The following is a 26,746-nucleotide window of genomic DNA, read 5'->3' on the forward strand; positions in this document are numbered from 1 at the left end:
TAATGTTATTTAAAACAAGTCTAAATTTGTTTTAAAGTTTTGCAAAAGTACAAAATACCTTTGATATTATAAATGCCTTTATATAAAACAATTAAACCAAACAAACACACAACAATTTACGTGTGGAAAATTGAAGCCTCTTTTTGTGAGCTTTCAGAAGAAATTGAATTAACTGAAAGAAGTAAAAATAGGTTACTATCAATGAAAAGTGAACTACATCAACGTGGCTTTTTAAGCATTCGTCATTTACTTATTAAAGCAGGTTATACCGATTTTGATTTATATTATAATGAAAACGGTAAACCACATTTAAAAGATGGCAAGCATATTTCTATAACACATTCATTCAACTTTTCTTCATTAATAATTAGTGATAGTATTGTTGGTATAGACATTGAAAAAAATAGAGAAAAAATTAAAATCATTCAACATAAATTTGTCAATTTTGAAAAAGGTTTTATTCATAAAGACGATGATTATATTCAACAGTTAACCGTTATTTGGGGTGCTAAAGAGAGTTTATATAAAATTTATCCGCACGGTGGCCTAACTTTTAAAAATGATATTGATATTAACTCTTTTGAAATGAAAGACCAAAAAACAACGGGCTGCATACATACCCAAGGTTGGAATAAAAAATATGATATTTATTTTGAACAAATTGAAAATTTTACACTAGTGTATGCTATAGACCCATTATCTAATGACTAAAAATATTTTAGCCAACATACAAGAAGCTTCAAAAAAAGAAAAAAAATTATTAGCAATTTTATTAGACCCAGATAAAAGTACGTTAGATGAAGCTGGTCTAATTTCAGAAAGAATAAAAAAAATAAACGCTAATTTTATTTTTGTTGGCGGCAGTTTTGTAGAAAAAGGAATCACAAATCTTTTTGTTGAAGAATTAAAAAAACACACCAATATTCCTATTGTTTTATTTCCTGGAGATTATTCTCAAGTAACAAACAAGGCTGATGGCTTATTGTTTCTATCATTACTTTCCGGCAGAAATCCAGAATATTTAATTGAACAACAAATAAAGGCTGTACCCTATTTAAAAAACTCGACGCTAGAAATAATTCCTACAGGATATATATTAATTGACGGCGGTACAAATTCTTCCGTTTTAAAAGTAAGTAAAACAACACCTATTTCACAAAAAAATATTGACCTAGTAGTTTCTACAGCAGTTGCAGGAATGTATAAAGGCAAACAATTAATTTATTTAGAAGCTGGAAGTGGAGCAAAAAATGTAGTAAACCCAGCTATTATAGCTGCAGTAAAAAAACAACTTAAAATACCATTAATTGTTGGTGGAGGAATTAGAACAAAAACTCAATTAACAAATGCATATAAAAACGGAGCCGATTTAGTGGTTATTGGAACCGCTTTTGAAAACAATATTATTTAAAATATGAACGAACTTATACATACATTATTTGGGCAATATAGCGATTACGAATCCATCGATATTTTTCTAGAAATAACAGCTGTTATATTTGGATTTTTATCTGTTTGGTTTTCGAAAAACAACAAAATTTGGGTGTTTCCTTCGGGTATGGTAAGCACTGCAATATTTGTTTATTTATTGCTAAAATGGGAATTACTTGGTGACATGATGATAAACGTTTATTATTTTATAATGAGTGTTTACGGCTGGTATATTTGGACCAGAAAAGTTGATGAGTCTCACAACACACCTATTTCTAGAACAACAAAAAAAGAAAAAACAGCATCAGTTTTTATATTTAGTGCCACTCTAGTATTTGTATTTCTAGTTTATAAATATTTCGATAAATGGACTAGCTGGGTAGCTTATGTAGACACTATTACTACAGCAATTTTCTTTGTTGGAATGTGGCTAATGGCAAAAAGAAAAATAGAAAATTGGACCTTTTGGATTATTGGAGATATTATTTCTGCACCGTTATATTTTTATAAAGGTTTTACCTTTACTAGTTTTCAATATCTTATATTTACAGTAATTGCAATTTCAGGTTATATCTCATGGAAAAAGATCTTAGACAAAAACAAACCAACATTATAAAAGTAGTTTTATTTGGGCCAGAAAGTACTGGTAAAACTACTATCTCTAGAAAATTAGCACGCCATTACAATACTGTTTGGGTTCAAGAATATGCACGTGAATACTTACAAAAAAAATGGAATAATAAGCGTGAATTATGTGATGGTAGCGATCAACTTCCAATTGCTTATGGCCAAATAAAATTAGAAAATAAGCTAGTAAAAAAGGCAGATAAACTTCAAATTTGTGATACAGATTTATTAGAAACTGTTGTTTATTTCGAAAATTATTATGACAAAATTATTGATCCTAACTTAAAAAAAGCTGCATTAGAAAATCATTACGATTTATATTTGCTAACCTATATTGATACTCCTTGGGAAGCTGATGATATTCGTGAAAACCCACATCAGCGTAAAGAAATGTTTAAAACCTTTGAACAAGCCTTAAAAACCTATAACAAACCTTATATTTTATTAAAAGGAAGTTTAGATGAACGACTAAAAATTGCGACTAAAGAAATTGATAAATTATTAAAACAAACAGCATCTGATTAAAGTTATTGAAATTAGCATAAAGTGAATTCAGAAATAATAATACAAGAATTAAAATTTAAGGCTGTTAGAAGTAGCGGAGCTGGAGGACAACACGTTAATAAAGTTTCATCTAAGGTTGAATTAAGTTTTAATGTTGAAACTTCTTTTGGGTTAACTGCTGAAGAAAAAGAAATAGTTTTATCTAAAATAGCAAACAAAATATCTAAGGAAAATGTGTTAATTATTTCCTGTTCAGAAAGTAGAAGTCAGCATAAAAACAAAGAACTTGTAATTAAACGTTTGTTTAAATTACTTAAAAAAAGCTTAACTAAACAAAAAGTACGAAGAGCAACAAAACCTTCAAAATCTAGTGTAAAAAAACGTTTAGATAACAAGAAAAAACAAGGGTCGAAAAAGGCTTTTCGAAAAAAGCCTACAATAGAATAAAAATTCTTGTTGTTTTATTTTAAATTTTATTTGTAATATTGCAACGTCTCAAAAGGGGTGCCGATAACGGCTGAGATCAAACCCAATGAACCTGAACAGGTAATGCTGTTAAGGGAAAAACTAAACACAAAGTGTGTTTAGTGGCGAACAGTTAATTATTCAAATCATCGATTAATTACCTCTTTTTAAATCGTTTTATTTAAAAAAATGAAACAATTTTTAAAACCAAAAATTCAAAAAGCAAAGTTATTAGTAGCTTTTTTACTTATTGCAACCATTGCAAATGCACAAGAAAAATTTACCATTTCTGGAAAAGTGGTAGACAAACAGGAAACTATTCCTGGAGCAAGTATTGTTATTAAAGGAACCAAAAAAGGAACTTCAACAGACTTAAACGGAAACTTTAGTCTAAAACTTAAAAAAGGAACTTACACTTTAGTAGTTAGCGCCTTAAGTGAACCTAAAGAAGTTAAGGTTAACTTAACAAAAAACACTTCAATAACTATTGATTTATCTAACAGTTTTTTAAAACTAGATGAAGTGCTAGTATCTGCGGTTCGGGTAAAAGCTACTTCTCCAGTTACACACAGTAATGTTTCTAAAAAAGAATTAGCAAAACGTAACTTAGGTCAAGACATTCCTATTTTAGTAAACTATTTACCTTCTGTAGTTACCACTTCTGATGCTGGTGCTGGTGTTGGTTATACTGGAATTAGAGTAAGAGGTAGTGATGCTTCTAGAGTAAATGTTACTATTAACGGAATACCTTATAACGATGCTGAAAGCCAAGGTACATTTTGGGTAAATATGCCAGATTTTACATCTTCAGTAGAAAATTTACAATTGCAACGTGGTGTTGGTACTTCAACAAATGGTTCTGGTGCTTTTGGTGCTAGTTTAAACTTGTTAACCGATGCTGTTTCTGAAGAAGCTTACGGAGAAATTAGTAGTGCTGTTGGATCATACAACACCTTTAAAAACACTATTAAATTTAGTACTGGAAAAATTAAGGATCATATTGAAATTTCTGGTCGTGTTTCTAAAATTGACTCTGATGGTTATATTGATAGAGCTTGGAGTGATTTGAAATCGTACTTTTTACAAGCCGCTTATGTAGATGATAATACATTAATTAAAGCATTAGCTTTTGGTGGTCACGAAAAAACGTACCAAGCTTGGTATGGTGTTACTAAAGATGAAATGGAAACTTTAGGAAGAACTCACAACCCATACACTTATAAAAATGAAATTGACAACTATAAACAAAATCATTTTCAATTACACTGGAATCAAAAATTAAGTGATAACTGGTCTACCAATATTGGCTTAAATTATACAAAAGGAAAAGGTTACTTTGAACAATTTAAAGAAGGTGAAGATTTTTCTTTTTACAACATAGCACCTGTTACTATTGATGGTGAAACAATTGACGAAACTGATTTAATTAGAAGACGTTGGTTAGATAACGATTTTTATGTTGCAAACCTAAATGCAACCTACAAGAAGAATAAAGTAGAATTTATATTTGGAGGGTCAATTAGCGATTATTCTGGTGACCATTTTGGAGAAGTTATTTGGGCAGAATACCCTAGCAACTCATCAATAGATGGTAGATACTATGAAAGTGATTCTAAAAAAACAGATGCTAATATTTTTGGAAAACTTACTTATGAATTAAGTGATAAATGGACGTTATTTACAGATATTCAAGGAAGGTTTATAAACTACAATACTGGTGGATTAACTTCTGATAAAGATCTTATTGATGTTGATAAAGATTTTTCATTCTTCAACCCAAAAGCCGGTGTAACTTTTAAGGCTAGTGATTTAAGTAGTTTTTATGCTTCGTATGCTAAAGCGCATAGAGAACCTAACAGAAACGATTTTGAAAACGGTGTGGATAAAGCTGAAAAATTAGATGACTTTGAATTAGGTTGGAGATATAAAAATGATAACGTACAAATAAACACAAATGCATATTATATGCATTATAAAGATCAGTTAGTATTAACTGGAGCTTTAGATGATGTTGGAGCGCCTATTAGAGCAACTAGTGGTAAAAGTTACCGTTTAGGATTAGAGGTTGATGCTTTATTTAAAATAGGAAATGATCTAATAATTCAACCAAACATTGCAATAAGCAGCAATAAAAATGTAGATTTTTTTGCTCCTATTAATGGAGTTCTTACTAATTTAGGTACTACCGATTTATCGTTCTCTCCTGAACTAGTTTTTGGAAATGCTTTTACTATTATACCTACAGATAATTTGCAGTTTTCTTTACTTTCTAAATTTGTTGGACAACAACAAATGAGTAATTTAAGTGGAGCTGTTTCGAACACTGATTTATTGAGAGCATATTTTGTAAATGACTTAAATATTACTTATAAAATTATTCCCAACAAATTATTTAAATCTATCACTTTAAATGCATTAATTAACAATATATTTAACGAAAGATATATTTCAAACGGATATTATTATACTTATGATGATACTTGGTCTTCAGCTACTCAAGTAACAACTATTGATGGTGCTGGTTATTATCCACAAGCCACTAGAAACTTTTTAGTTGGAGCTACTTTTAGATTTTAATTGGGAGAATTTTTATGAAAACAAAAAAGGTCGAGATTTAATCTCGGCCTTTTTTGTTTAAAACTTTTTTTTGTTAAACTTCAATTCCTTTCATCATTTTATTCCAATATAAATACGGAAGGCCGTACTTTTTAAGCATCCATAAACGCCAATGTTCTTTTGAAGAATCACTCAACAACATCGGGAATTGCTTTAATTTTGGATCTGGCATAAAATTCTTTTCATAATCAAACTCTGCCAAAACCATTTTTCCATAACCAGTAACTAACGGACAAGATGTGTAACCGCTATACTCTTTTGTTGAAAGTGTTTTAGCTTCTACCATTTTTAAAATATTAGCAACAGCAACAGGTACTTGCTTTCTAATTGCAGCACCAGTTTTTGACGTTGGTAAGTTAGATACATCTCCAAAACTAAAAATATTGTCAAATTTAGTATGCTGCATAGTTTTAGAATTTACACTTACCCAACCAGTTTCTGCAGCCAAAGGAGAATTTCTTACAAAATCTGGAGCACATTGTGGTGGAGCCAAATGCATCATATCAAAATGAACTCCATACCTATCACCATCTTTAGTTACCTTTACATCTTTATAATTGTATTGAATATCTCTATCTAAAGAAGCTTCATCTCCATCTGCTAAAGTAACACAACCTCCAGCAGATAAGTCTTTATCAATTTCGTACCAAGCAATTTTCTTATCTGCATCAACTTTTACCAACTTATGGAAAAACCGCACATTAATATCTTTCCTATCTACCACATCCATTAAAGTATCTGCAATTATTTTAACTCCAAAAATTGAAGCACTAGGCAACGCAAAAACAACATCTGTTTTATCTCTCAATCCATTTTTCTTGAAATAATCTTCAGCTAAGTACATAATTTTTTGCGGTGCTCCTCCACATTTAATAGGCGTGTTAGGCTGTGTAAATAAGGCAGTACCTCCTTTAAAATTCTTTAAAGTTTCCCACGTATGTTTTGGATTGGTGTAATTACTACAAACAACACCTTTATCCATAGCTTCTTGAAGACCTTCTACCATTTCTGGAGCAATTTTTAAACCCGGTACAACTACTAAATAATCATAAGTAAATTCATTCCCATTTTTGGTAATTACTTTGTTTAATTCTGGTTCAAAAGTTTCTGCAAACTCCTTAATCCAGCTTACTCCCTTTGGAATTAATGAAGACATTGGTCTTCCTGTTTTTTCAAAATTGTAGGTATTTGCCCCTACTAAAGTCCAAGCTGGTTGATAATAATGTGTTTCTGCTGGTTCTATTAAACCAATTTCAATTTCAGAATTTTTCTTTTTAAGCATCGAAGAAACCATAATTCCTGCGGTTCCCCCTCCTATTACTAGAACTTGAAAATGTTTTGACATGTAGTTGATTTTTTGTTAGTTATACTTTTCTGCGAGAAAAATATATAAAAAAAAATCGTTTAACGTGACAAACATCACATTAAACGATTAAATCTATTTTTTAAAGAATTATTAATTGTACTTACACGTATCCATTTTAAAAATACTATACAATGGACAACTTGCAGCAAATGTTGTTAAAACCATAATTGCCGAAAACACATACAATACAATTGGCAACCAACTTGATTCAAATGTTGTGGAATAAGCAAAGTACCCAACACCAATAGCTAAAATGGTTCTAATAATTCTATCTGTAACGCCTACATTTTTTTTCATTTTTTTCTAATTGATAAATTCTACTTTAAATTACAAAAAAAACTTTCAAAATAAAAAATTATTTTTCTGTTGACATTCTTCCTGTTGCACAACTTACAAATGATTTTGCTTTATGTATTACCGTATTAGCATCACCAACTTCTGGATATCCCATACTTGATAATTTTTGTTTTACTACTTCTAAAACTGCTTCATTATCAATTTCAACCAATACTTTTGAAGTTTCTAAATCTACATCAACAACACTTACTCCATCAATACCCAATATTCCTTTTTTTATTGAATTGGCGCAACCACCACATTTTAAGTTTACTATTTCTATATTTTGTTTCATTATATCTAATTTTATATATTAATAGTCGTATTTAGGAGTGTCCCTTTACAACTATTTTCATCACCTTCAAATTTAGTTTAAAAAAATTGAAAATTTGAATTATAAAACACGACCTCATAAACTTTACCATTCTTGTTGGTTCAGTTCCAAAAGACATATTACTGTACGGTATATTTTTATCTGTAATTTTACTCATAATTTTAATTTTTTATTCAGGAATTAACCACCAAAAAGGTTTTGCTTTTGCTTTATAAATAAACATGTAATGCATAAATAATTTCATCCAATGTCCTGCGGTACCCACAACTCCAACGGTATCATTAATATTTCTTCCCCATTTTGGATATTTTTCCCAATCTTGTACAATTGGATTCACAGTCATAACAGCTGCTTGTCCTTTACGTATTCCATAACCTGCAGAAACAATACAAGCTGCACCCATTTTAGCCATAGAAGCTTCGTGTGGATGTTCAATTTTACCCGTTTTTATTTGATGAATAATATTTTGAGCTGTAATTTTTCCAATTACTCCAGATGGCATTCCTGTACGCGGTGGCGTTGGAAAAATTTTTGTTCCATTTGGACTTTGCATTGGTTTAGAAATACCGTGTGGTGGTGCAAAAGCGATACCTGCTGCATATACATTTTTATAAGCACTGCTTTGGTAATTTAGAGGCCAATCTTTAGCGCTCCATTCTTCAAAAGGTTTTACAGTATAATCTGCATCAACTTTCATCATTCCATTAGCAGCAAAAACAATTTCACTAATATCGTTACCTTCTTTTCCGAAGGCTTTCATTCCAGCACCAGAAAAACCAGGAATAAGCATCGCAAAATCGAATTCTTTCGTTTTTAGTTCGCCTTTTAAATTTTCGTAATGAACAACACCTTCTTCAACCTTAGAAACTCCAGCTTGCTTTATCCAACGAACACCATATTCTTTTAAAATAGATTCGGTAAATATTTTTGTGGGAGTAATGTATCCATTTCGTTTTATATAGGCTCCACCCATTCCAAAATCACCTAATTCATACTCATTGGTAATCCACCATAAATCTGCTAAATGATTTAATTTTCTTTTATTTATTTCGAAAGCAATATTTAATATATACTCGAAGGCTGCCCCTTGGCAAGTTGCTAATGGATGACCGGTACCTATTAAAAATGTTTGCCTTTCGCCATTTTCCATTTTTTTGAAAGACTCTTGTAAGTTATCCCAGGCGTGTGCAGCGTGGTCATAAGTACAAACTGATTGGGTAAACTTTTTTGGACCAAGTCCTTCAGTTCCTTCAAAATTTAGTTTTGGCCCAGTTGCGTTTATTAAATAATCGTAAGTAACTTTTTCAACAGTATCTTTCTTTTCTTCAGAAACATATTTAATAGTTACATAACCTTTATCATTCTCTTTGTCTCCTTCTGGATGAATAGAAACACCCAAAGCTTGCTTATAATTAACTCCCATTTTTTTATAAACAGGTGCCAACTTAAATTTAACCTGATCTGGGGTCATTAAACCTACTCCTACCCAAATATTTGAAGGTACCCATTGAAAATTACTATTAGGCGAAACCATAACAACTTCGTGTCCTTTTTTTAAGTATTTACTTAAATAAGAAACGGCAGTATGTCCTGAAATTCCTGCTCCTAAAACAACAACTTTAGCCATAATTTAATTATTAAATGTTATACTCCATACTCCTCTAATATCACCTTCACTGTAACCAGTAGCAATATCAAAAGGATATATAGTTTTTATAATAGAGTCTGTTTTGGCTGTCATAGTTTCGTTTACTTTACCATGACATGTTAAGCATTTTGCTTGAATTTTTATTGGAGCATAAAACTGCTTATTTCCTTCGGCATCGATTTCAACAAATGGTTTTGTTTCTTTTTTTTCAGAATTTAGTTGCTTGTACATATCAATAACTTCCAATTCTCTTACAGTTGGTTCTATTTTACAACTTCTTAATTGATCTGAGGATCTTTTAATTATTGCATTATGCTCTTTAGATAGTTCTCCTAAAATATTTCTAGCTTCTTCTTTACAAAAAGGAATTGCTTTCGCTGGCCCACCTGCTTTCATTTGAGTCATTAAATTAGAGCTCAACTCTTTAAATGATGCTTGTGCTATTTCTTTTCCTTTTAATGTATATTCTTGCTTCTCTTTTTCAGAAAAACCTTTAGTACAAGCTACAAGGCTTATAAGTGCTAATATTAATACTAAATTCTTTATCATAATTATTTAACAATTTTAAATTTATTTTTATGCCAATTAGATATTCCTCCATGTAGATCGTAAATTAATGTAAACCCGGCATTGGCTAGTTTTTTAGATGCTGAAGAAGTTCTACTACCAGAACGACAATAAATAAAAATTGCCTTTGATTTATCATATTTTGCCATTTGAGTTAAAAAAGCTTTATCGAAATAATTAACATTTACTGCTCCTTCTAAATGCCCTTGTTCAAATTCTCTTGGGGTTCTAATATCAATTAAAATATTATCATCTAATTTACTGTTAAAATCTTGAGGAGTTACTCTATTAATTTCTCCATTTTGAGTAACAGTTTTAGAGGGTTTTGAATTATTACAACTAAATGCAATAAATGTAACTAACACTATAAAAGGTAGTTTTAAATATTTTTTCATGTTTTTGATTTTTACAAATGTAATTTTACCTGTACTATGTTCTAGTAACTAAAGTTACTAAAAACAAAAAAGAGAGTTTAAAATAAACTCTCTTTTTTAATATTAAACTCTAAAAGTCTTATAATAATGTTGTTGGGCAAACATAATCTGTTAATGATGCGCCAATTTCTTTTAAAGCTTTAAAACCACCTCTAACATCTGTTACTTTTTTAACTCCGTTAGCTTTAAAAATTGAAGCTGCAATAAGTGAACGATATCCACTTGCGCAGTGTAAAAAATATTCTTTTTCTGAATCTATTTCCGCAAAATTATTGTGTATAAAATCTAAAGGAAAGTTATTAACTCCAACTACGTGTTCAGATAAATATTCCGATTCTTTTCTAACATCAGTTGGTGCTTCCATTTCTCCTTTTTCAAGTTTATTTTTGAAATCCTCAGCAGAAATAGAACCAATTTTATCTATAGCATAACCTGCAGCTTTCCACGCTTCTAATCCACCATTTAAATACCCTAAAGTATTGTCATACCCAACTCTTGAAAAACGAGTAACAACTTCTTCTTCTGTTCCTTTATCTGCAATAAAAATTATTTTCTGGTTAATATCTTTTATTAAAGCTCCTACCCAAGGTGCAAAACTTCCTCCAATACCAATAAACCAAGCTCCTGGTACAGTTCCTTTAGTTGTATATGCTTCTTTAGAGCGAGTATCAACAATTAAAACATCTTGTTTTTCGCTCATTTCTTTAAACATTTCAGCATTTATAGCTGTTGTTCCTCTTTTAATAATTTCATCAATACTAATGTTAATACCTTTATTCATTTTTACATTATTCGGAAAATACTGTGGAGGCTGAACTAAACCTGTGGTAACCTCTTTTATAAATTCCTCCTTAGTCATATCTGCACGTAAGGCATAGTTAGTTTTCTTTTGATTTCCTAGGGTGTCAAAAGTATCCGAACTCATATTTTTTCCACAAGCAGAACCCGCACCGTGATTTGGGTATACAATAATATCATCAGGTAAAGTCATTATTTTATTTCTTAATGAATCAAATAAATGTCCTGCCAAATCTTCTTGTGTAATTGAACCTGATTTAACTGCTAAATCTGGTCTTCCAACATCTCCAATAAATAAGCAATCTCCTGTACAAACACATGGCGTATTCCCTTCTTCATCTGTAATTAAATAAGATGAGGACTCCATTGTATGCCCTGGTGTATGCAGCAATGTTATTTTACCATTTCCTAACTTAAACTCTTCACCATCTTTACCCTGGTGAATATCGTAATTAGGATTTGCATTAGGACCAAAAACAATAGTTGCTCCAGTTTTTTTAGCTAAATCTACTTGTCCAGAAACAAAATCTGCGTGAAAATGAGTTAAGAATACATATTTAATTTTGGCTCCATTTGCTTTAGCCATTTCAATATATGGTTCTGTTTCTCTTAATGGGTCAATTATGGCTGCTTCTCCATTAGACTCTATGTAATAAGCCATTTCTGCCAAACATCCGGTAAATAACTGTTCTACTTTCATAATTAACTAGTTTTTAAATTATTAATTTTTTTAGGTTGTAGTGTTTTCAAAACTACATGTTCAAATATTATCTGTTTGTAACCGTGGTTACACATCTATAAACTTTAAGATTTTTTTAATTATTAGTTTGCTTTACATAATCGAAATATTTTCGCTCAATATCTAAGTTTACTTTATTTTTATTATGAAGGTCAACTGCTTGGTGTACATTCATAAAACATTTTTCAAAACCTATCATTTTATAAATACCGGCTTTGCTTAAAATATCTCTTACAGGTCCTTTCATACCAGCAAAAGCAATATCTATATTCTTGGTTTCATAGGTCGAAATTATTTCTTTTAGCATATAAACAGCAGTACTATCTATTCTATTTATACTTTCCCCATCTATTACAATAAGTTTTAAACTAGTTCCTTTTTTAGCTACATATTCCGCAAGTGAATCTTTAAAAAATTGAACATTAGCAAAAAACAATTGCGCATCAAATCTTATAACCAAAATATCATCTTGGGTTTCTAATAAACCTTCGAACCTCGAAACATTTCTATAAAAATGTGTGTTTGGTACTTTTCCTAAAATAGCAATATGCGGATTTGCACTTCGGTAAATTAATATACCTACAGATAAAATTACGCCTACCATTACACCTTCCTTAATACCAATTGTTATGGTTACCAATAATGTTATTATAAGTACCATAAACTCTCTTATAGAGTATTTTAATAGTTGTTTGGGCACTTCAAAATCTAACAACCCAGAAACTGCAACCATAATTATTGCCGCCAATATTGCTTTAGGTAAGTAATAAAATAATGGTGTTAAAAATAATAGAGTTATTGCAACTACTATAGCTGACACTATACTTGCCAATGGAGTTTTTGCTCCAACATCATTATTAACCGCTGTTCTGGAAAGCCCGCCTGTTGCTGGATATGTTTGAAAAAAAGCCCCAACTAAATTCCCTAATCCAATTGCAATTAATTCTTTATTTGGATTTACTTTATAATCAGTTTGTGTTAATTCAATTGCTTTTGCAACAGAAATAGCTTCTAAAAAAGCTATTAGAGCTAATGTAAATGCTACAGGAACAAGTTCTTTAATTATTTCTAAGCTAAAAACAGGCATTTTAAAACTAGGTAAACCTTCAGGTATTTCACCAATAATTTTTACACCTAATGTTTCCAAATTGAAAAATTTAACTACCAATATTCCTAAAACCACTACAACCAACGCTGCAGGAATTTTCTTAAAATATTTTTTAAATAAAACCAAAATTAAAATAGCACTAAGACCAATTAACGTAGTTATCCAATCTGTATTTTTTATTTTCTCAAAAGCATCTAATAATAAATATTGAATTTTATTATTTCTTTCTATATCAACACCTAATAAGTGTTTTAATTGGTTTAAACCTATAATTATGGCCGCTGCTGATGTAAAACCACTAATTACGGGTCGAGATAAAAAATTGACTAAAAACCCAAATTTTAATATACCTAAAAGCATTTGGATTGTTCCCATTAAAAAAGCGAGTAATATGGCAAACTCAATAAAGTTTTCGGTTCCAATTTCTGCTAAAGCAACAACACTAGAGGCTACAATAAGCGAATCCATAGCCACTGGTCCAACAGCTAATTGGCGAGACGTTCCAAATAAGGCGTACACAATTTGAGGTATCATAGCTGTATATAACCCATAAATTGGCGGTAAACCAGCAATCATTGCATATGCAATTCCTTGAGGAATTAACATAATACCAACTGTAATACCTGCGCTTAAATCGCCTTTTAGCCACTCTCTTTTGTAATTTGGAAGCCACTCTAATATTGGTAATATGTTTTTTAATTTTATCATTAAATTCTTATTTACATTCAGCAAATAATTTTACTTTACACGTTTTACAAAAATCCATATCTAACTTTTTATATATGGCTGATAAGGCTGAATTTTTATCTTTAAAAAAATGATGAGCGCCAATTTTTTTAACAAAACCACCATCTTTTAAAACATCTTGACTTATAATTTTAAGTCCAACAAAATAAATACCTCCTCCGCTTTTTTGCCATTTTAAAGTTTCTTGAGTTATCCATTCTGCTCCAGCCAAATCAATAAAATTAATTCCATTTGAAATTATAAGTAAATGCTCTCCACCATTCTTATCATACAATTCAGAAAAATAATTTGAAATTCCTTCAACTGCTCCAAAATATATAGAACCATCGATTCTTATCATTTTTAACTGCGGGCATTCTTGAGTTGAATCGTCTCGTATAATATTTATAAATTTATCTTTGTCATTTTTTCCAAATACAGCAATATTTGGCTTTGATGTTTTTTCTAAATAGAAAAATAACGAAATTAATATACCTGAAAACAGTGCTGTTTCTAATTCAAAAAATAACGTTCCTATTAAAGTAACTGCTAAAACTATAAATTCTCTTTTACTGCTTTTTATAATTTTCTTTATATAAGTAATATCAATTAATTTGTACCCAATCATTAAAATAATTCCTCCCATTGCTGGTATGGGTAAATAGGACGCATATTTTGCAAAAAACAAAACAACTATCATTAACCCAATTGCTGAAACTATTGCTGAAAATGGGGTTTTTGCTCCAGCATGATAATTTACACTAGATCTTGTAAACGAACCAGAACTAACATAAGACGAGAAAAAACTTGAGATTATATTTGTTAAACCTTGCCCTACAAACTCTTGATTATTATTTATTTTTTGATGTGTGTGCAACGATATTGATCGTCCAATTGAAACTGCTTCAACCAAACCAAGTAAAGCTAAAGTAACTGCTCCAGAACTCAACATTTTCATGTTATCAAAACTAAAATTTGGCACCTTAAATGGTGGTAAGTTAGATGGTACATAACCAACAGTATCTATTCCTAAATTTTCTCCTCCAATAAAAAACGTAATTACACTACCTAAAATCATAGCAATTAACATATGAAGCCTAGCTAATACTTTTATAAATTTTTTAATTAAAACAGCTATAATTAAAGTACCAAGCGCAATTGCTAATACATAAACATTGGTTTCTTCAATATGAGAAATTATATGTTTTAAAATATCGTAAAAAGAACTACCTAACGGAACCTTAATACCAAATACATGTTTTAATTGTTTAACTGCAATTAATATCCCTGCTCCAGCTGCAAAACCTACCACAACGGATGTAGATACGAAGTTTACTAATTTACCCATTTTAGCAACTCCCATTAACAACTTAATTACACCTGCCATTAACGATATTAATATTGCTAAAGAAATGAAGGCTTCTAGCTCAGTTTCTGGATTTGCATATTTACTTATTATTGCAAAAACAACAATAGAACTGGTTGTTGTTGGTCCTGAAATTAAATGATATGATGAACCGAATAAAGCGGCAATAATAGGAGTTATCATAGCCGTATAAAAACCATAAACTGGAGGTAAACCAGCTATCATTGCAAAAGCTACAGCCATTGGTATTACAACCACAGTACCTGTTATACCCGCAATAAAATCATCTTTCCAAGTATTTTTTACTAGTGGAATCCATGTTAAAAAAGGAAAGATTGTTTTTAAATTCATTATAAATGATATATCTCTTTATTTACAGCAAAAATAAAGGGATAAATATTTAGTTTAGTGATACACCTCACAAAACTTAAAATAACTCAGATTGTGTACTTCCCTTACTTCTACCCAAATGTTTGTATGCTAAATGTGTTACCTCTCTACCTCTAGGTGTGCGCATTATAAATCCTTCTTGAATTAAAAATGGCTCGTATACCTCTTCAATTGTTTCAGAGTTCTCACTAACAGCAGTAGCCAATGTAGAAATACCAACTGGACCACCTTTAAACTTATCGATTATGGTTAACAATATTTTATTATCCATTTCATCTAAACCGTGTGCATCTACATTTAATGCATTTAATGCATATTTTGCAATTTGAATATCTATAGATCCGTTTCCTTTTATTTGGGCAAAATCTCTAACTCTACGTAATAAAGCATTAGCTATACGAGGTGTTCCTCTACTTCTACCAGCTATTTCAATAGCAGCTTCCATAGAAATAGCAACATTTAATATTGCAGAACTTCGTTGAACTATAGTAGTTAATAACTCTGTGCTATAATATTGAAGTCTACTACTAATACCAAAACGTGCACGCATAGGCGCTGTTAATAATCCAGATCTAGTAGTTGCACCAATTAAGGTAAATGGTTCTAATTCTATTTGAACTGTACGCGCATTTGGTCCAGATTCAATCATTATATCAATTCTATAGTCTTCCATTGCAGAATACAAATATTCTTCAACTATAGGGCTTAAACGATGAATTTCATCAATAAATAGCACGTCACGCTCACTTAAATTGGTAAGCAACCCAGCTAAATCTCCTGGTTTATCTAAAACAGGACCAGAAGTTATTTTTAAACCTACTTCTAATTCATTTGCTAAAATATGTGCTAAAGTTGTTTTTCCTAATCCCGGAGGACCGTGAAATAATGTATGATCTAAAGCTTCTGAACGTAAATTGGCAGCTTCAACAAAAATCTTTAAGTTTTCTAAAACTTGATCCTGTCCTGTAAAATCATCAAAACTTAACGGTCTTAATTTTTTTTCTACATCAAATTCTTCTGGTGAAAAATTTTCTTTATCTGGATTCAAGTTTTCATTCATAAAAACAAAGATAACAGAAATAAAAAAACCTTTCTAAAAATTAGAAAGGTTTTAAATATTAAAATATCTTAATTAAGATTCTTCTTCTCCATCTTTTAATGGAACCGTCTGAAGCACAAAATCTTCATCGTGTCCTGGTTTGCTGTAATCATATGCCCAACGGTGAACAGCAGGAATTTCTCCTGGCCAGTTTCCGTGTACATGTTCAACAGGAGTTGTCCATTCTAATGTATTAGACTTCCAAGGGTTTTGCTCAGCTTTTTTACCTTTATAAATACTTATAAAAAAGTTCGCTAAAAATATAATCTGTGCTGAACCTCCTAAAATAGCAAACATTGTAATTACAATATTAACATCAGCAACATCATCAAACAATGGGAAAGCTGTATTAGAATAATATCTACGCGGTAAACCTGCCAATCCAATAAAGTGCATTGGGAAGAAAACTCCATAAGCAGCTACAGCGGTAATCCAAAAGTGCCAATAACCTAACGTTTTATTCATCATTCTACCATACATTTTTGGGAACCAGTGATAAACACCAGCAAACATTCCGTAAATAGCAGATACACCCATCACTAAATGGAAGTGAGCTACCACAAAATATGTATCGTGTACATTAATATCTAAGGCACTATCTCCAAGAACTAATCCTGTTAAACCACCAGAAATAAAAGTAGATACTAAACCAATGGAAAACAGCATAGCCGGATTCATTTGTAAATTCCCTTTCCAGAGTGTAGTTATATAATTAAAAGCTTTTACTGCTGAAGGTATTGCAATTAGTAAAGTTGTAAATGTAAATACTGACCCTAAAAATGGATTCATACCTGACACAAACATATGGTGACCCCATACAATTGTAGATAAAAATGCAATAGCTATAATAGATCCAATCATTGCTCTATATCCAAAAATTGGTTTTCTAGAATTTGTTGAAATAATTTCAGAAGTAATACCCAATGCAGGTAATAAAACAATATATACCTCAGGGTGACCTAAAAACCAAAACAAATGTTCAAACAACACTGGTGAACCTCCTTGGTAATGTAATACTTCTCCTTGTATAAATATATCTGACAAAAAGAATGATGTTCCAAAACTTCTATCAAAAATTAATAATAATGCAGCAGATAATAAAACTGGAAATGAAACTACACCAATAATTGCAGTAATAAAGAAAGCCCAAATTGTTAAAGGCAATCTTGTCATTTTCATCCCAACAGTTCTTAAATTTAATACTGTTACTATATAGTTTAATGAACCTAGCAAAGATGAAGCAACAAAAATAGCCATTGATACTAACCAAAGCGTCATACCCAACCCAGATCCTGGCATAGCTTGTGGTAACGCACTTAATGGCGGATATATGGTCCATCCAGCAGCAGCTGGTCCTGCTTCAACAAATAATGATATTACCATGATTATACTCGATAAAAAGAATAACCAATACGAAACCATATTTAAAAACCCAGAAGCCATATCTCTTGCTCCAATTTGTAATGGAATTAATAAGTTACTAAATGTACCACTTAAACCTGCTGTTAATACAAAGAATACCATAATGGTACCGTGAATTGTAACAAGAGCTAAATACATATCTGGAGTCATTACTCCTCCATCTTGATGACGACCTAAAAACGCTTCAATAATACTGAATGAATGATCTGGCCAAGCTATTTGCAAACGAAATAACATAGACATAAACACACCAATAATTCCCATAAAAATACCTGTTACCAAGTATTGTTTTGAAATCATTTTATGGTCTGTACTAAATACGTATTTAGTTATAAAAGTTTCTTTATGATGATGATTAGACATAATCTATTTTTTTAGTAGGTAGTAGTTAGTTTATTATTATTTTACAACTTGAGCAATTGTCTTCTGACTTTTGATCCAGCTATTGAAGTCGGCTTCTTCTTCTACAATAATTTTCATTTGCATGTTGTAGTGAGATGCTCCACAAATTTTATTACAAAGTAAAACATAGTCAAACTCATAAGGATCTTCTCCTTTTTCAGCTCTAATTTTATTAATTCCATCTACTTTGGCAATTGTTTTATCATTTGCTCTCATTTCTTCAGTAGTCATAGAAGGCGTAAATGCAAACTGAGTAACCATTCCAGGCACACAATTCATTTGTGCTCTAAAGTGAGGCATATAAGCAGAATGTAAAACATCTTGAGAACGAAACTTAAAAATAACTTTTCTTCCTTTAGGTAAATGTAGTTCACGAACTGGAACATCATCCAAGGCATTTTTATCAGTCATATCAACACCCATTGTGTTGATACCTTTAATATTTCGAACATTGGCTAAACCAAGCTCATTATCATCTCCAGCATATCTTGCTTCCCATTGAAACTGTTTAGCATATACTTCAACAATTAAAGGATTTTCTGCATCTGATGTATCCATAACATCATTCCAAACAAATAAACCGTATAAAACCAATCCAGATAAAACTACAGCTGGCACAACAGTCCAAATCATTTCTAATTTATGACTATCCGCATAAAATAATGCTTTACGACCTTTAATACCTCGGTATTTAAACGCAAAGTAAAATAATAAGAATTGAGTGATTGCTTGTACAACTAGAATTAATACCATTGTAATTACATACAAGGTATCATAGTTTTCACCTTCCATTGAAGCTGCATCTGGTAATAGTATTACCGAATACTTTACAAAAGAAAATATCATTAAACCATAGAAGAAAACACCGAAAACTGCGAATAAAATTCCTTGAACGTTATTATCTTTTTCAGTTGCAACTACACTTTTAAGATTTAAAATACTGGCGATTTGCCATATAGATATAGCTACGACTATTGCTAGCAGAACATAAAGTATTGCTGTCATATTTGTTAATTAGATTTTTTTAGTTGTGCCAAATATAAAAAAAATCCTGAATTAAATGTAATTCAGGATTTTTTTTATAAAATATTTTTTGTTTCCTAGTAGTGGAAATGCTCACTTTCTTTAATAAAAGGGTTTCCTTTTGCTAATAATGGAGCTTTAGATAATGCTGTAAATACAACATAAATAAAGATACCTAATACTAACAATACCGAACTTATTTCAGAAATACCAAAAAACCATTGATCTCCAACTGTTGCAGGCATAATCATCACAAATATATCTACATAATGTCCAATTAGAATTACAATACCAGTTGTTACAATAAACCAAGGTACACGCTTGTAATCACTATTCATTAATACCAACAATGGGAATAAGAAATTTAATACTAACATTCCTAAGAATGGTATCTTATATTCGTTAAATCTAGAAATAAAATAAGTTACTTCCTCTGGAATATCTGCATACCAAATTAACATAAACTGAGAGAACCATAAATAAGTCCAGAATACACTAAAACCAAACATAAATTTAGCTAAATCGTGTAAGTGACTATCATTTACAAACTCTAAGTATCCCTTACCTTTTAAATAGATTGAAATTAATGCAATTGTAGTAATAGCAGAAACTATCATACTTGCAAAAACATACCATCCAAATAATGTACTAAACCAGTGCGGATCTAAACTCATAATCCAATCCCAAGACATCATAGATTCTGACACTAAGAAAAACACTAAAAATGCAGCTGAACGCTTAAACAATTTAGTATAGTTACTTAAGTCTGAAGCATTATCTTGAGCTAACGTTAACTTACGTGCGTGGTTACGATATATTACCCAACCAATAATATAAATAGCTGCTCTAATTAAAAAGAAAGGTACGTTTAAGTATCCAGATTTATTTTGAATTAATTCGTCATGAGCTACAACTTCAGGGTCCATCCAAGTAAATAAATGGTTCATATGTAGTGAAGACAATACAAAGAAAACAAATAACAATACTCCACCAACAGGCAAGTAAGCTGTTATTCCTTCCATAACTCTAAATAATACAACCGACCATCCTGCTTGTGCAGCATGCTGAATTGCATAAAAAGCTAATGTTGCTAATGAAATCATAAAAAAGAAAAACAAAGCTACATATAATGCAGACCAAGGTTTATTTTTTATTAAATGTAAAACGTGCTCCGCATGTTCATCTCCGTGAGCATCAGCATTTGCAGCATAAGCATCTGTTCCGTGGCTATCGGCTACTTCACCATGAGCATCATGACTATCTTGTAACATTACTTTAACTTCTTCTACTGTACTTGGTCCAGAGAAAAACCCGTAACCTACGCCTAATAGACCTATAATCATTAAAGCGAATGAAAATGTTTTTAATTTACTTGAAAAGGTATACATATTCTTAATCTTAGTAAAAGTGTTATTTTAATAATTCAGTTCTTAACTGTTGAACATACATTGTAGTTTGCCAACGTTCTTTAGCTGTTAATTGAGATGCGTGAGATCCCATCATGTTTCTACCATACATTATTACATGGTAAATACTTCCGTCTGTTATATCTCTATCTTTATAATTTGGAACACCTAAAAATTTATCACGCTGTACTAAAGTACCATCTCCAGCACCTGTTTTACCGTGACAAGAAGTACAATAGATATTGTACATTTTTTTACCGTTTTCTAAATTAGCTTCATTAACTTCTAATGGACTTTTTAAGTCTAATTTTGCAGCTTCATACCCTTCATTTGTATCCTTATAATCGTAAGGAACTTTACCTCTAGCAATAGATCCTTCAGCAGGAGCTTGAGTAGTCATTCCATTATTAAAATTTGGATTTTCAGAATAAGTCTCGTAACCAACAGACTTATACATATCTGGCATATACTGGTAATTTGGTTTTGATTTATCTCCCCAACAAGAAGATAATACAGTTACAAAAGCCAATGCTATAGTTATTTTTAAAATGTTTTTCATTTTAATTAATGCTTTTCAGTTACTTTAATTTCTACTGTTCCTGTTTTTTCTAAAAATGAAATTAATTCATCTTCGTTTCCATCAACAGATACTTCCATAACAAACATATCGTCTGTAGTTCTTGGATCAGGATTTTCTGCTTCCTTAAACGGCCATAATCTACTTCTCATATAAAAAGTAATTACCATTAAATGCGCTGCAAAAAATACACTAAGTTCAAACATTATAGGTACAAATGCTGGCATATTTAAAAGAAAACTAAAACTTGGCTTACCACCAATATCTTGTGGCCATTGTTCAATCATCATATAGTTCATCATCCAAACTGCAAATGAAAAACCAACACAACCGTACATAAATGCAGTTATAGCAATTCTTGTATCTTTTAGTCCCATTGCTTTTTCTAAACCATGCACTGGAAATGGAGTATAAACTTCTTCAATATGATGACTAGCTGCACGAACTTCCTTAACGGCATCCATTAAAATGTCGTCATCATTATACATTGCTTGTATTACTTTTGAGCTCATAATTACCCGTTATTTTTTAAGTTGTTAGCTTGTCCTGCCCAATCATCTCTTTTAGCTCTTCCTTTGAAAGAATCTAATAATGAATCTAACAAATTATATTCATTATCTGTCATTTTACTAACTTGATCAAAGCTATAAATTCCAATGCTATTAAGTGTTTGCTCTAACTTTGGACCAACACCACTTATTTGTTTTAAATCATCTGCAGTTTGTTTTGCTGAATCAAAAACCCCTAAAGAGCTCATTAAATCTGCCGTTCTTTCTTCTGATGAACCTTTAATTTCTTCAACAACTTCTTTTGCTTTTGTTTCAACTACTTTAGAAACTACTGGTGCAGGATTCGCTCCACCTTCATCTCTAAATCTTTTATAATTGTCTCCTGAAGATTTCAAAATAGATTTTACTTCTGCTTGTGCAATTACTGGGAACGTTCTAGCGTACAATAAAAATAATACAAAGAAGAACCCAATTGTACCTACATAAATACCTATATCTACAAATGTTGGTGAGAACATTGTCCAAGATGATGGTAAGTAATCTCTATGTAATGATGTTACAATAATTACAAAACGCTCAAACCACATTCCAATGTTTACTACAATTGAAATAATAAAAGAGAACATTATACTTGTACGTAACTTTTTAGACCACATAAATTGTGGAGAAAAAACGTTACAACTCATCATTAATAAATATGCCCACCAGTAAGGTCCAGTTGCTCTATTTAAAAATGCATATTGTTCATATTCAACACCTGAATACCAAGCAATAAATAATTCTGTAATATATGCACAACCAACAATTGAACCAGTAATCATAATTACAATGTTCATTAATTCAATATGCTGTTTTGTAATGTATGCTTCTAAGTTTGAAACTTTTCTCATAATAATTAACAATGTATTTACCATTGCAAATCCTGAGAATACCGCTCCAGCAACAAAGTATGGAGGGAAAATTGTTGTATGCCAACCAGGAATAACCGATGTAGCAAAGTCAAACGATACAATTGTATGTACTGAAAGTACTAATGGAGTAGCTAAACCTGCTAATACCAAAGATACCTCTTCAAAACGTTGCCAATCTTTAGCTCTACCAGACCATCCGAAACTTAATAAACCATAAATTTTCTTTTGAAAAGGTTTTACAGCTCTATCACGTAACATTGCAAAATCAGGTAATAAACCAGTCCACCAGAAAACTAATGATACTGATAAATAAGTTGAAATTGCAAAAACATCCCATAATAATGGAGAGTTAAAGTTTGTCCAAAGTGTTCCAAATTGATTAGGAATAGGCAATACAAAGTGAGCATTCCAAACACGCCCCATGTGAATAACTGGGAATAAACCTGCTTGAACTACTGAGAAAATTGTCATTGCCTCTGCAGAACGGTTAATACCCATTCTCCATTTTTGACGGAATAACAATAATACTGCTGAAATTAACGTACCGGCGTGACCAATACCTACCCACCATACAAAGTTGGTAATATCCCAAGCCCATCCTACGGTTTTGTTTAATCCCCAAACTCCAATTCCTGTTCCAATGGTGTATATAATTGAACCTAATCCCCAAAGGAATGCTATAAGTGCAATTGAAAATACAATCCACCATAATTTGTTTGCTTTACCTTCTACCGGAGCAGCAACTTCCAACGTAATATCGTGGTAGCTTTTATCTCCAATAATTAAAGGCTTTCTAATAGGTGCTTCGTAATGAGACGACATAATCTATTTAATTATTATCTATTATTAATATTATTTTTATGCTTCTTGTGTGTTCTTAACTTTTACGTGATAAACAACATTTGGTTGTGTACCAATGTGCTCCAATAAGTGATAAGATCTTGAATCGTTTACTAATTCAGTAACTTTATCCTCTTTCTTGTTTACATCACCAAACACCATTGCTCCAGTACTACAAGCGTTAGAACAAGCTGTTTCAAATTCGTTAGCGTTAACTGGTCTACCTTCTTTCTTAGCTTTTAGAATTGTAGCCTGCGTCATTTGAATACACATAGAACATTTTTCCATAACTCCTCTTGAACGAACAGTTACATCTGGATTTAGAACCATTTTTCCTAAATCATCATTCATATTGTAATCAAACTCACTATTATTTGGATAGTTGAACCAGTTAAATCTACGTACTTTATAAGGACAGTTATTTGCACAGTAACGAGTTCCAACACAACGGTTATAAGCCATATGATTTTGACCTTGACGACCGTGAGATGTAGCTGCTACAGGACAAACTGTTTCACAAGGTGCGTGATTACAATGCTGACACATTACTGGTTGAAAAGCTACTGATGGATTTTCAGAAGCATCCTCTAATGCCGCCATAGTATCTTTATAACCTATAACTCCTTTACCTGCTTCTTTTAACTCAACATCACCAGCAAAAGTTTCTTCGTGAGAGTAATATCTATCAATACGCAACCAATGCATATCTCTAGATTTTCTCATTTCAGCTTTACCTACAACTGGAACATTGTTTTCTGCGTGACACGCAACAACACAAGCTCCACAACCTGTACAAGCATTTAAATCTATTGATAAATTAAAGTGGTGACCCACAGTTCTATCAAAAGACTCCCATAAATCTACAGATGTAGCCTCAACTTCATTATGATCTAAAGAAACCACAGGAACTTTATTCCAAGATTTTTTTGGATTCAATGAGTGGTCATTAAAAATATCTAATGTTGTTTCTTTAATAATATCTCCACGTCCCATTAATGTATTATGCAACTGAATACACGCAAACTCGTGTTCTCCAGCTAATAATTTTAATGATACATCTGATTGAGTATTATTAGCGTTTTTATAAAATTGGTAAGCATTTTTACCAGTTTGCATTTCTTGTTTTAAACCTTTAGTACGTCCATACCCTAGAGCCAATCCTAAAGAGCCTTTAGCTTGGCCTGGTTGAACATACACTGGAAGTTTTTCAGAAACTCCATTAACAGTTAGTTCTACAATACTACCATTTAAAGCTCCATTAGCAACATTGTAATTAACAACTCCTAAAGCATCAGCATCAGCTTTAGACATTGTTAAGTAGTTATCCCAAGTTGTTCTTGTAATTGGATCAGGTAATTCTTGTAACCAAGGGTTGTTAGCCATTTGACCATCACCCATTGCAGTTTTAGTGTATAATGCTAACTCTAAATCGCTTCCTTTAACTTTCGCTAATTCTGAAGCTGCTGCATCAACATCTATTTCTAAAGCTGTAACAGTTTCTTCTGAAGACTCGGATTTAAACATTCCATCATGGACAACTTGATTCCAAGATGTACCCCCTAAAATTTCAGCACTAGACTCTTTTAAAAACTCGTAGTAAGAAGTAGAACTTCCTGTCCAAGCTAATAAAGCATCTTGAAACTGACGTGTATTAAATAAAGGCTTAATAGTAGGTTGCATAACGCTATACTCTCCTTTTTTAATAACTACATCTCCCCAAGCTTCTAAATAATGCGGAGTAGCTAATGCATACTCAACAGCATCTACTGTTTCATTATCTTGTGATGAAAAAACAACTGAAAGCTTCACTTTTTTCAGGCCTTCAACAAATTCTGCTGAATTAGATAATGTGTAAACTGGATTTGAATTATTTATAATAACAGCTCCAATTTTACCAGCATTCATATCTGATATTAATTGAGCAACTGCTTTATCATTTCCTTTTCTTACATTCTTCGTATTAACAACATCAATAACTTCGCTATTAATAGCTTTATTAATTTCTAAAGCTATTAGTTGAGCATTTTCATCTTGAATACCTGTTAATACAACTGCTTTACTACCTGCTTTTTTAATTTGAGCAGCAGCTTTTTGCACAGCATCATTTAATGGGCTTGCTTCTCTAGTTGCAACACCTTTAACAACTGCTTGATACAATTTTATTAAAGCTAAATTTTGTTCAGATGGTTTAACCATTACACGCTTATCTGCATTTGCTCCAGATAAAGTCATATTAGATTCGAACTGAACGTGGCGAGACATTTTCCCTTTTGAAGGAACTCTACCTTTTGCATATCCAGCTTCAAAGTTTCCACCTTGCCAATCTCCTAAGAAATCTGCTCCAATAGAAACAATAACATCTGCTTTTTCTAAATTATAATCTGGTAACGCTCTTGAACCATACATTTTTTCAAATGCATCTAACGCAGCCGATTCTGAAACAGCATCATAAGCTACAGAAATTACATTACCATAAGTTTCATTTAATTTACCAATTAAATTCTTTGTTGAAGGACTAGCACAAGTACTTGTTAAAACAGCTATTGGTAAACCTGCAGCTTTTACTTCATTTAACTTTGCTATAATTCCTTTATCAGCATCAGCCCAAGAAACCTCAGCACCTTTTAATCTAGGAGCTTTTAAACGATTACTATCATATAATGATAATACTGATGCTTGAACACGTGCATTAGTGCTTCCGTTAACATCTTTGTTTGGTTCAATTTTAATTGGACGACCTTCTCTAACCTTCACTAAAATATTTGCAAAGTCAAAACCATCAGCAATTGTTGTTGCATAATAATCTGCAACACCAGGAATAATATCATCTGGTTTAATTACATAAGGAATTGATTTTACCACTGGACCTTCACAAGCAGCTAATGATGCAGCTGCAGTTGTAAATCCAACATACTTTAAAAAGTCTCTACGTGAGGTTGATGAAGATTCTAAGTTTTCTTTATCACCTAAAAACTCGTTAGTAGGAATTTCTTCAACAAACTCGTTATTTTTTAACGTATCAACAATAGAGCTATTTTCGTTAAGCTCCTCAACACTTTTCCAGTATTTTTTGTTTGATGCCATTGTATATTTGATTGTTTA

General features: G+C 31.5%; 23 protein-coding genes. 6 read left to right on the forward strand and 17 right to left on the reverse strand.

All coding sequences use genetic code 11. The features are described from left to right. The first annotated feature begins 72 nt into the window (after positions 1–72). The 6 genes from BLU40_RS14165 (at position 73) to BLU40_RS14190 (ending at position 5,604) form a co-directional block, all read left to right on the forward strand. Entirely contained in the window at positions 73–711 is a 639-nt protein-coding gene (locus tag BLU40_RS14165) for a 4'-phosphopantetheinyl transferase family protein (protein WP_090124941.1), read from the forward strand. Continuing rightward, a complete protein-coding gene (locus tag BLU40_RS14170) occupies positions 704–1,411 on the forward strand; it encodes a phosphoglycerol geranylgeranyltransferase (RefSeq protein WP_090124944.1) in 708 nt (235 codons plus the stop codon). Before BLU40_RS14165 ends, BLU40_RS14170 begins: the two co-directional genes overlap by 8 nt. 3 nt (positions 1,412–1,414) lie before the next feature. Further along, positions 1,415–2,047, forward strand: coding sequence for a nicotinamide riboside transporter PnuC (gene pnuC, locus BLU40_RS14175; protein ID WP_090124947.1), 633 nt, complete (start codon positions 1,415–1,417; stop codon positions 2,045–2,047). Next, a complete protein-coding gene (locus BLU40_RS14180; RefSeq protein WP_090124950.1) occupies positions 2,008–2,583 on the forward strand; it encodes an AAA family ATPase in 576 nt (191 codons plus the stop codon). Before pnuC ends, BLU40_RS14180 begins: the two co-directional genes overlap by 40 nt. Positions 2,584–2,604: 21 nt before the next feature. Then, positions 2,605–3,009 carry an alternative ribosome rescue aminoacyl-tRNA hydrolase ArfB gene (gene arfB / locus BLU40_RS14185; protein WP_090124953.1) on the forward strand — a complete coding sequence of 135 codons (405 nt, stop codon included), beginning with the start codon at positions 2,605–2,607 and terminating at the stop codon, positions 3,007–3,009. A 207-nt stretch (positions 3,010–3,216) separates the two neighbouring features. Then, positions 3,217–5,604: a TonB-dependent receptor gene (locus tag BLU40_RS14190; RefSeq protein WP_090124956.1), complete on the forward strand. Its 2,388-nt coding sequence runs from the start codon at positions 3,217–3,219 to the stop codon at positions 5,602–5,604. Between the two features lie 73 nt (positions 5,605–5,677). Here BLU40_RS14190 and BLU40_RS14195 read toward each other — a convergent pair whose 3' ends face one another. The 17 genes from BLU40_RS14195 to BLU40_RS14275 all read right to left on the reverse strand — a co-directional run bounded on the left by BLU40_RS14195 (position 5,678) and on the right by BLU40_RS14275 (position 26,728). Next, a complete protein-coding gene (locus tag BLU40_RS14195) occupies positions 5,678–6,988 on the reverse strand; it encodes an NAD(P)/FAD-dependent oxidoreductase (RefSeq protein WP_090124959.1) in 1,311 nt (436 codons plus the stop codon). 111 nt (positions 6,989–7,099) lie between these two features. Further along, positions 7,100–7,306 (reverse strand): YgaP family membrane protein, encoded by a 207-nt coding sequence (locus tag BLU40_RS14200; RefSeq protein WP_090124962.1) that lies wholly within the window; start codon positions 7,304–7,306, stop codon positions 7,100–7,102. Between the two features lie 58 nt (positions 7,307–7,364). Beyond that, positions 7,365–7,640, reverse strand: coding sequence for a heavy-metal-associated domain-containing protein (locus BLU40_RS14205; protein ID WP_090124965.1), 276 nt, complete (start codon positions 7,638–7,640; stop codon positions 7,365–7,367). A 208-nt stretch (positions 7,641–7,848) separates the two neighbouring features. Next, complete coding sequence (locus tag BLU40_RS14210; RefSeq protein ID WP_090124967.1) at positions 7,849–9,306, reverse strand: NAD(P)/FAD-dependent oxidoreductase; 1,458 nt, start codon at positions 9,304–9,306, stop codon at positions 7,849–7,851. 3 nt (positions 9,307–9,309) lie between these two features. After that, complete coding sequence (locus tag BLU40_RS14215) at positions 9,310–9,876, reverse strand: Tll0287-like domain-containing protein (RefSeq protein WP_090124970.1); 567 nt, start codon at positions 9,874–9,876, stop codon at positions 9,310–9,312. Between the two features lie 2 nt (positions 9,877–9,878). Then, complete coding sequence (locus BLU40_RS14220) at positions 9,879–10,289, reverse strand: rhodanese-like domain-containing protein (RefSeq protein ID WP_090124973.1); 411 nt, start codon at positions 10,287–10,289, stop codon at positions 9,879–9,881. Positions 10,290–10,407: 118 nt separating this feature from the next. Beyond that, entirely contained in the window at positions 10,408–11,826 is a 1,419-nt protein-coding gene (locus tag BLU40_RS14225; RefSeq protein ID WP_090124977.1) for an MBL fold metallo-hydrolase, read from the reverse strand. Positions 11,827–11,941: 115 nt separating this feature from the next. Next, a complete protein-coding gene (locus tag BLU40_RS14230; RefSeq protein ID WP_217633402.1) occupies positions 11,942–13,681 on the reverse strand; it encodes a SulP family inorganic anion transporter in 1,740 nt (579 codons plus the stop codon). A gap of 7 nt (positions 13,682–13,688) precedes the next feature. After that, positions 13,689–15,416 (reverse strand): SulP family inorganic anion transporter, encoded by a 1,728-nt coding sequence (locus tag BLU40_RS14235; RefSeq protein WP_090124979.1) that lies wholly within the window; start codon positions 15,414–15,416, stop codon positions 13,689–13,691. 76 nt (positions 15,417–15,492) lie between these two features. Next, a complete protein-coding gene (gene ruvB, locus BLU40_RS14240) occupies positions 15,493–16,515 on the reverse strand; it encodes a Holliday junction branch migration DNA helicase RuvB (protein WP_090124982.1) in 1,023 nt (340 codons plus the stop codon). 72 nt (positions 16,516–16,587) lie between these two features. Continuing rightward, the gene (locus BLU40_RS14245; RefSeq protein ID WP_090124985.1) at positions 16,588–18,339 is read right to left on the reverse strand and encodes a cytochrome c oxidase subunit I; all 1,752 of its coding nucleotides are present in this window, start codon (positions 18,337–18,339) and stop codon (positions 16,588–16,590) included. A gap of 36 nt (positions 18,340–18,375) precedes the next feature. Beyond that, positions 18,376–19,383, reverse strand: coding sequence for a cytochrome c oxidase subunit II (locus BLU40_RS14250; RefSeq protein WP_090124988.1), 1,008 nt, complete (start codon positions 19,381–19,383; stop codon positions 18,376–18,378). Between the two features lie 95 nt (positions 19,384–19,478). Further along, positions 19,479–20,789, reverse strand: a complete 1,311-nt coding sequence (locus BLU40_RS14255; protein WP_090124991.1) for a quinol:cytochrome C oxidoreductase — start codon at positions 20,787–20,789, stop codon at positions 19,479–19,481. A 22-nt stretch (positions 20,790–20,811) separates the two neighbouring features. Then, positions 20,812–21,366 (reverse strand): c-type cytochrome, encoded by a 555-nt coding sequence (locus tag BLU40_RS14260; protein WP_090124994.1) that lies wholly within the window; start codon positions 21,364–21,366, stop codon positions 20,812–20,814. 5 nt (positions 21,367–21,371) lie between these two features. Further along, entirely contained in the window at positions 21,372–21,896 is a 525-nt protein-coding gene (locus BLU40_RS14265) for a DUF3341 domain-containing protein (RefSeq protein WP_090124998.1), read from the reverse strand. Between the two features lie 2 nt (positions 21,897–21,898). After that, positions 21,899–23,626, reverse strand: a complete 1,728-nt coding sequence (gene nrfD, locus BLU40_RS14270; protein ID WP_090125001.1) for an NrfD/PsrC family molybdoenzyme membrane anchor subunit — start codon at positions 23,624–23,626, stop codon at positions 21,899–21,901. Between the two features lie 36 nt (positions 23,627–23,662). Next, positions 23,663–26,728 carry a TAT-variant-translocated molybdopterin oxidoreductase gene (locus BLU40_RS14275; RefSeq protein ID WP_090125004.1) on the reverse strand — a complete coding sequence of 1,022 codons (3,066 nt, stop codon included), beginning with the start codon at positions 26,726–26,728 and terminating at the stop codon, positions 23,663–23,665. Positions 26,729–26,746 lie beyond the last annotated feature (18 nt).

The sequence above is a fragment of the Lutibacter oricola genome, from assembly GCF_900106565.1.
Classification (GTDB): domain Bacteria; phylum Bacteroidota; class Bacteroidia; order Flavobacteriales; family Flavobacteriaceae; genus Lutibacter; species Lutibacter oricola.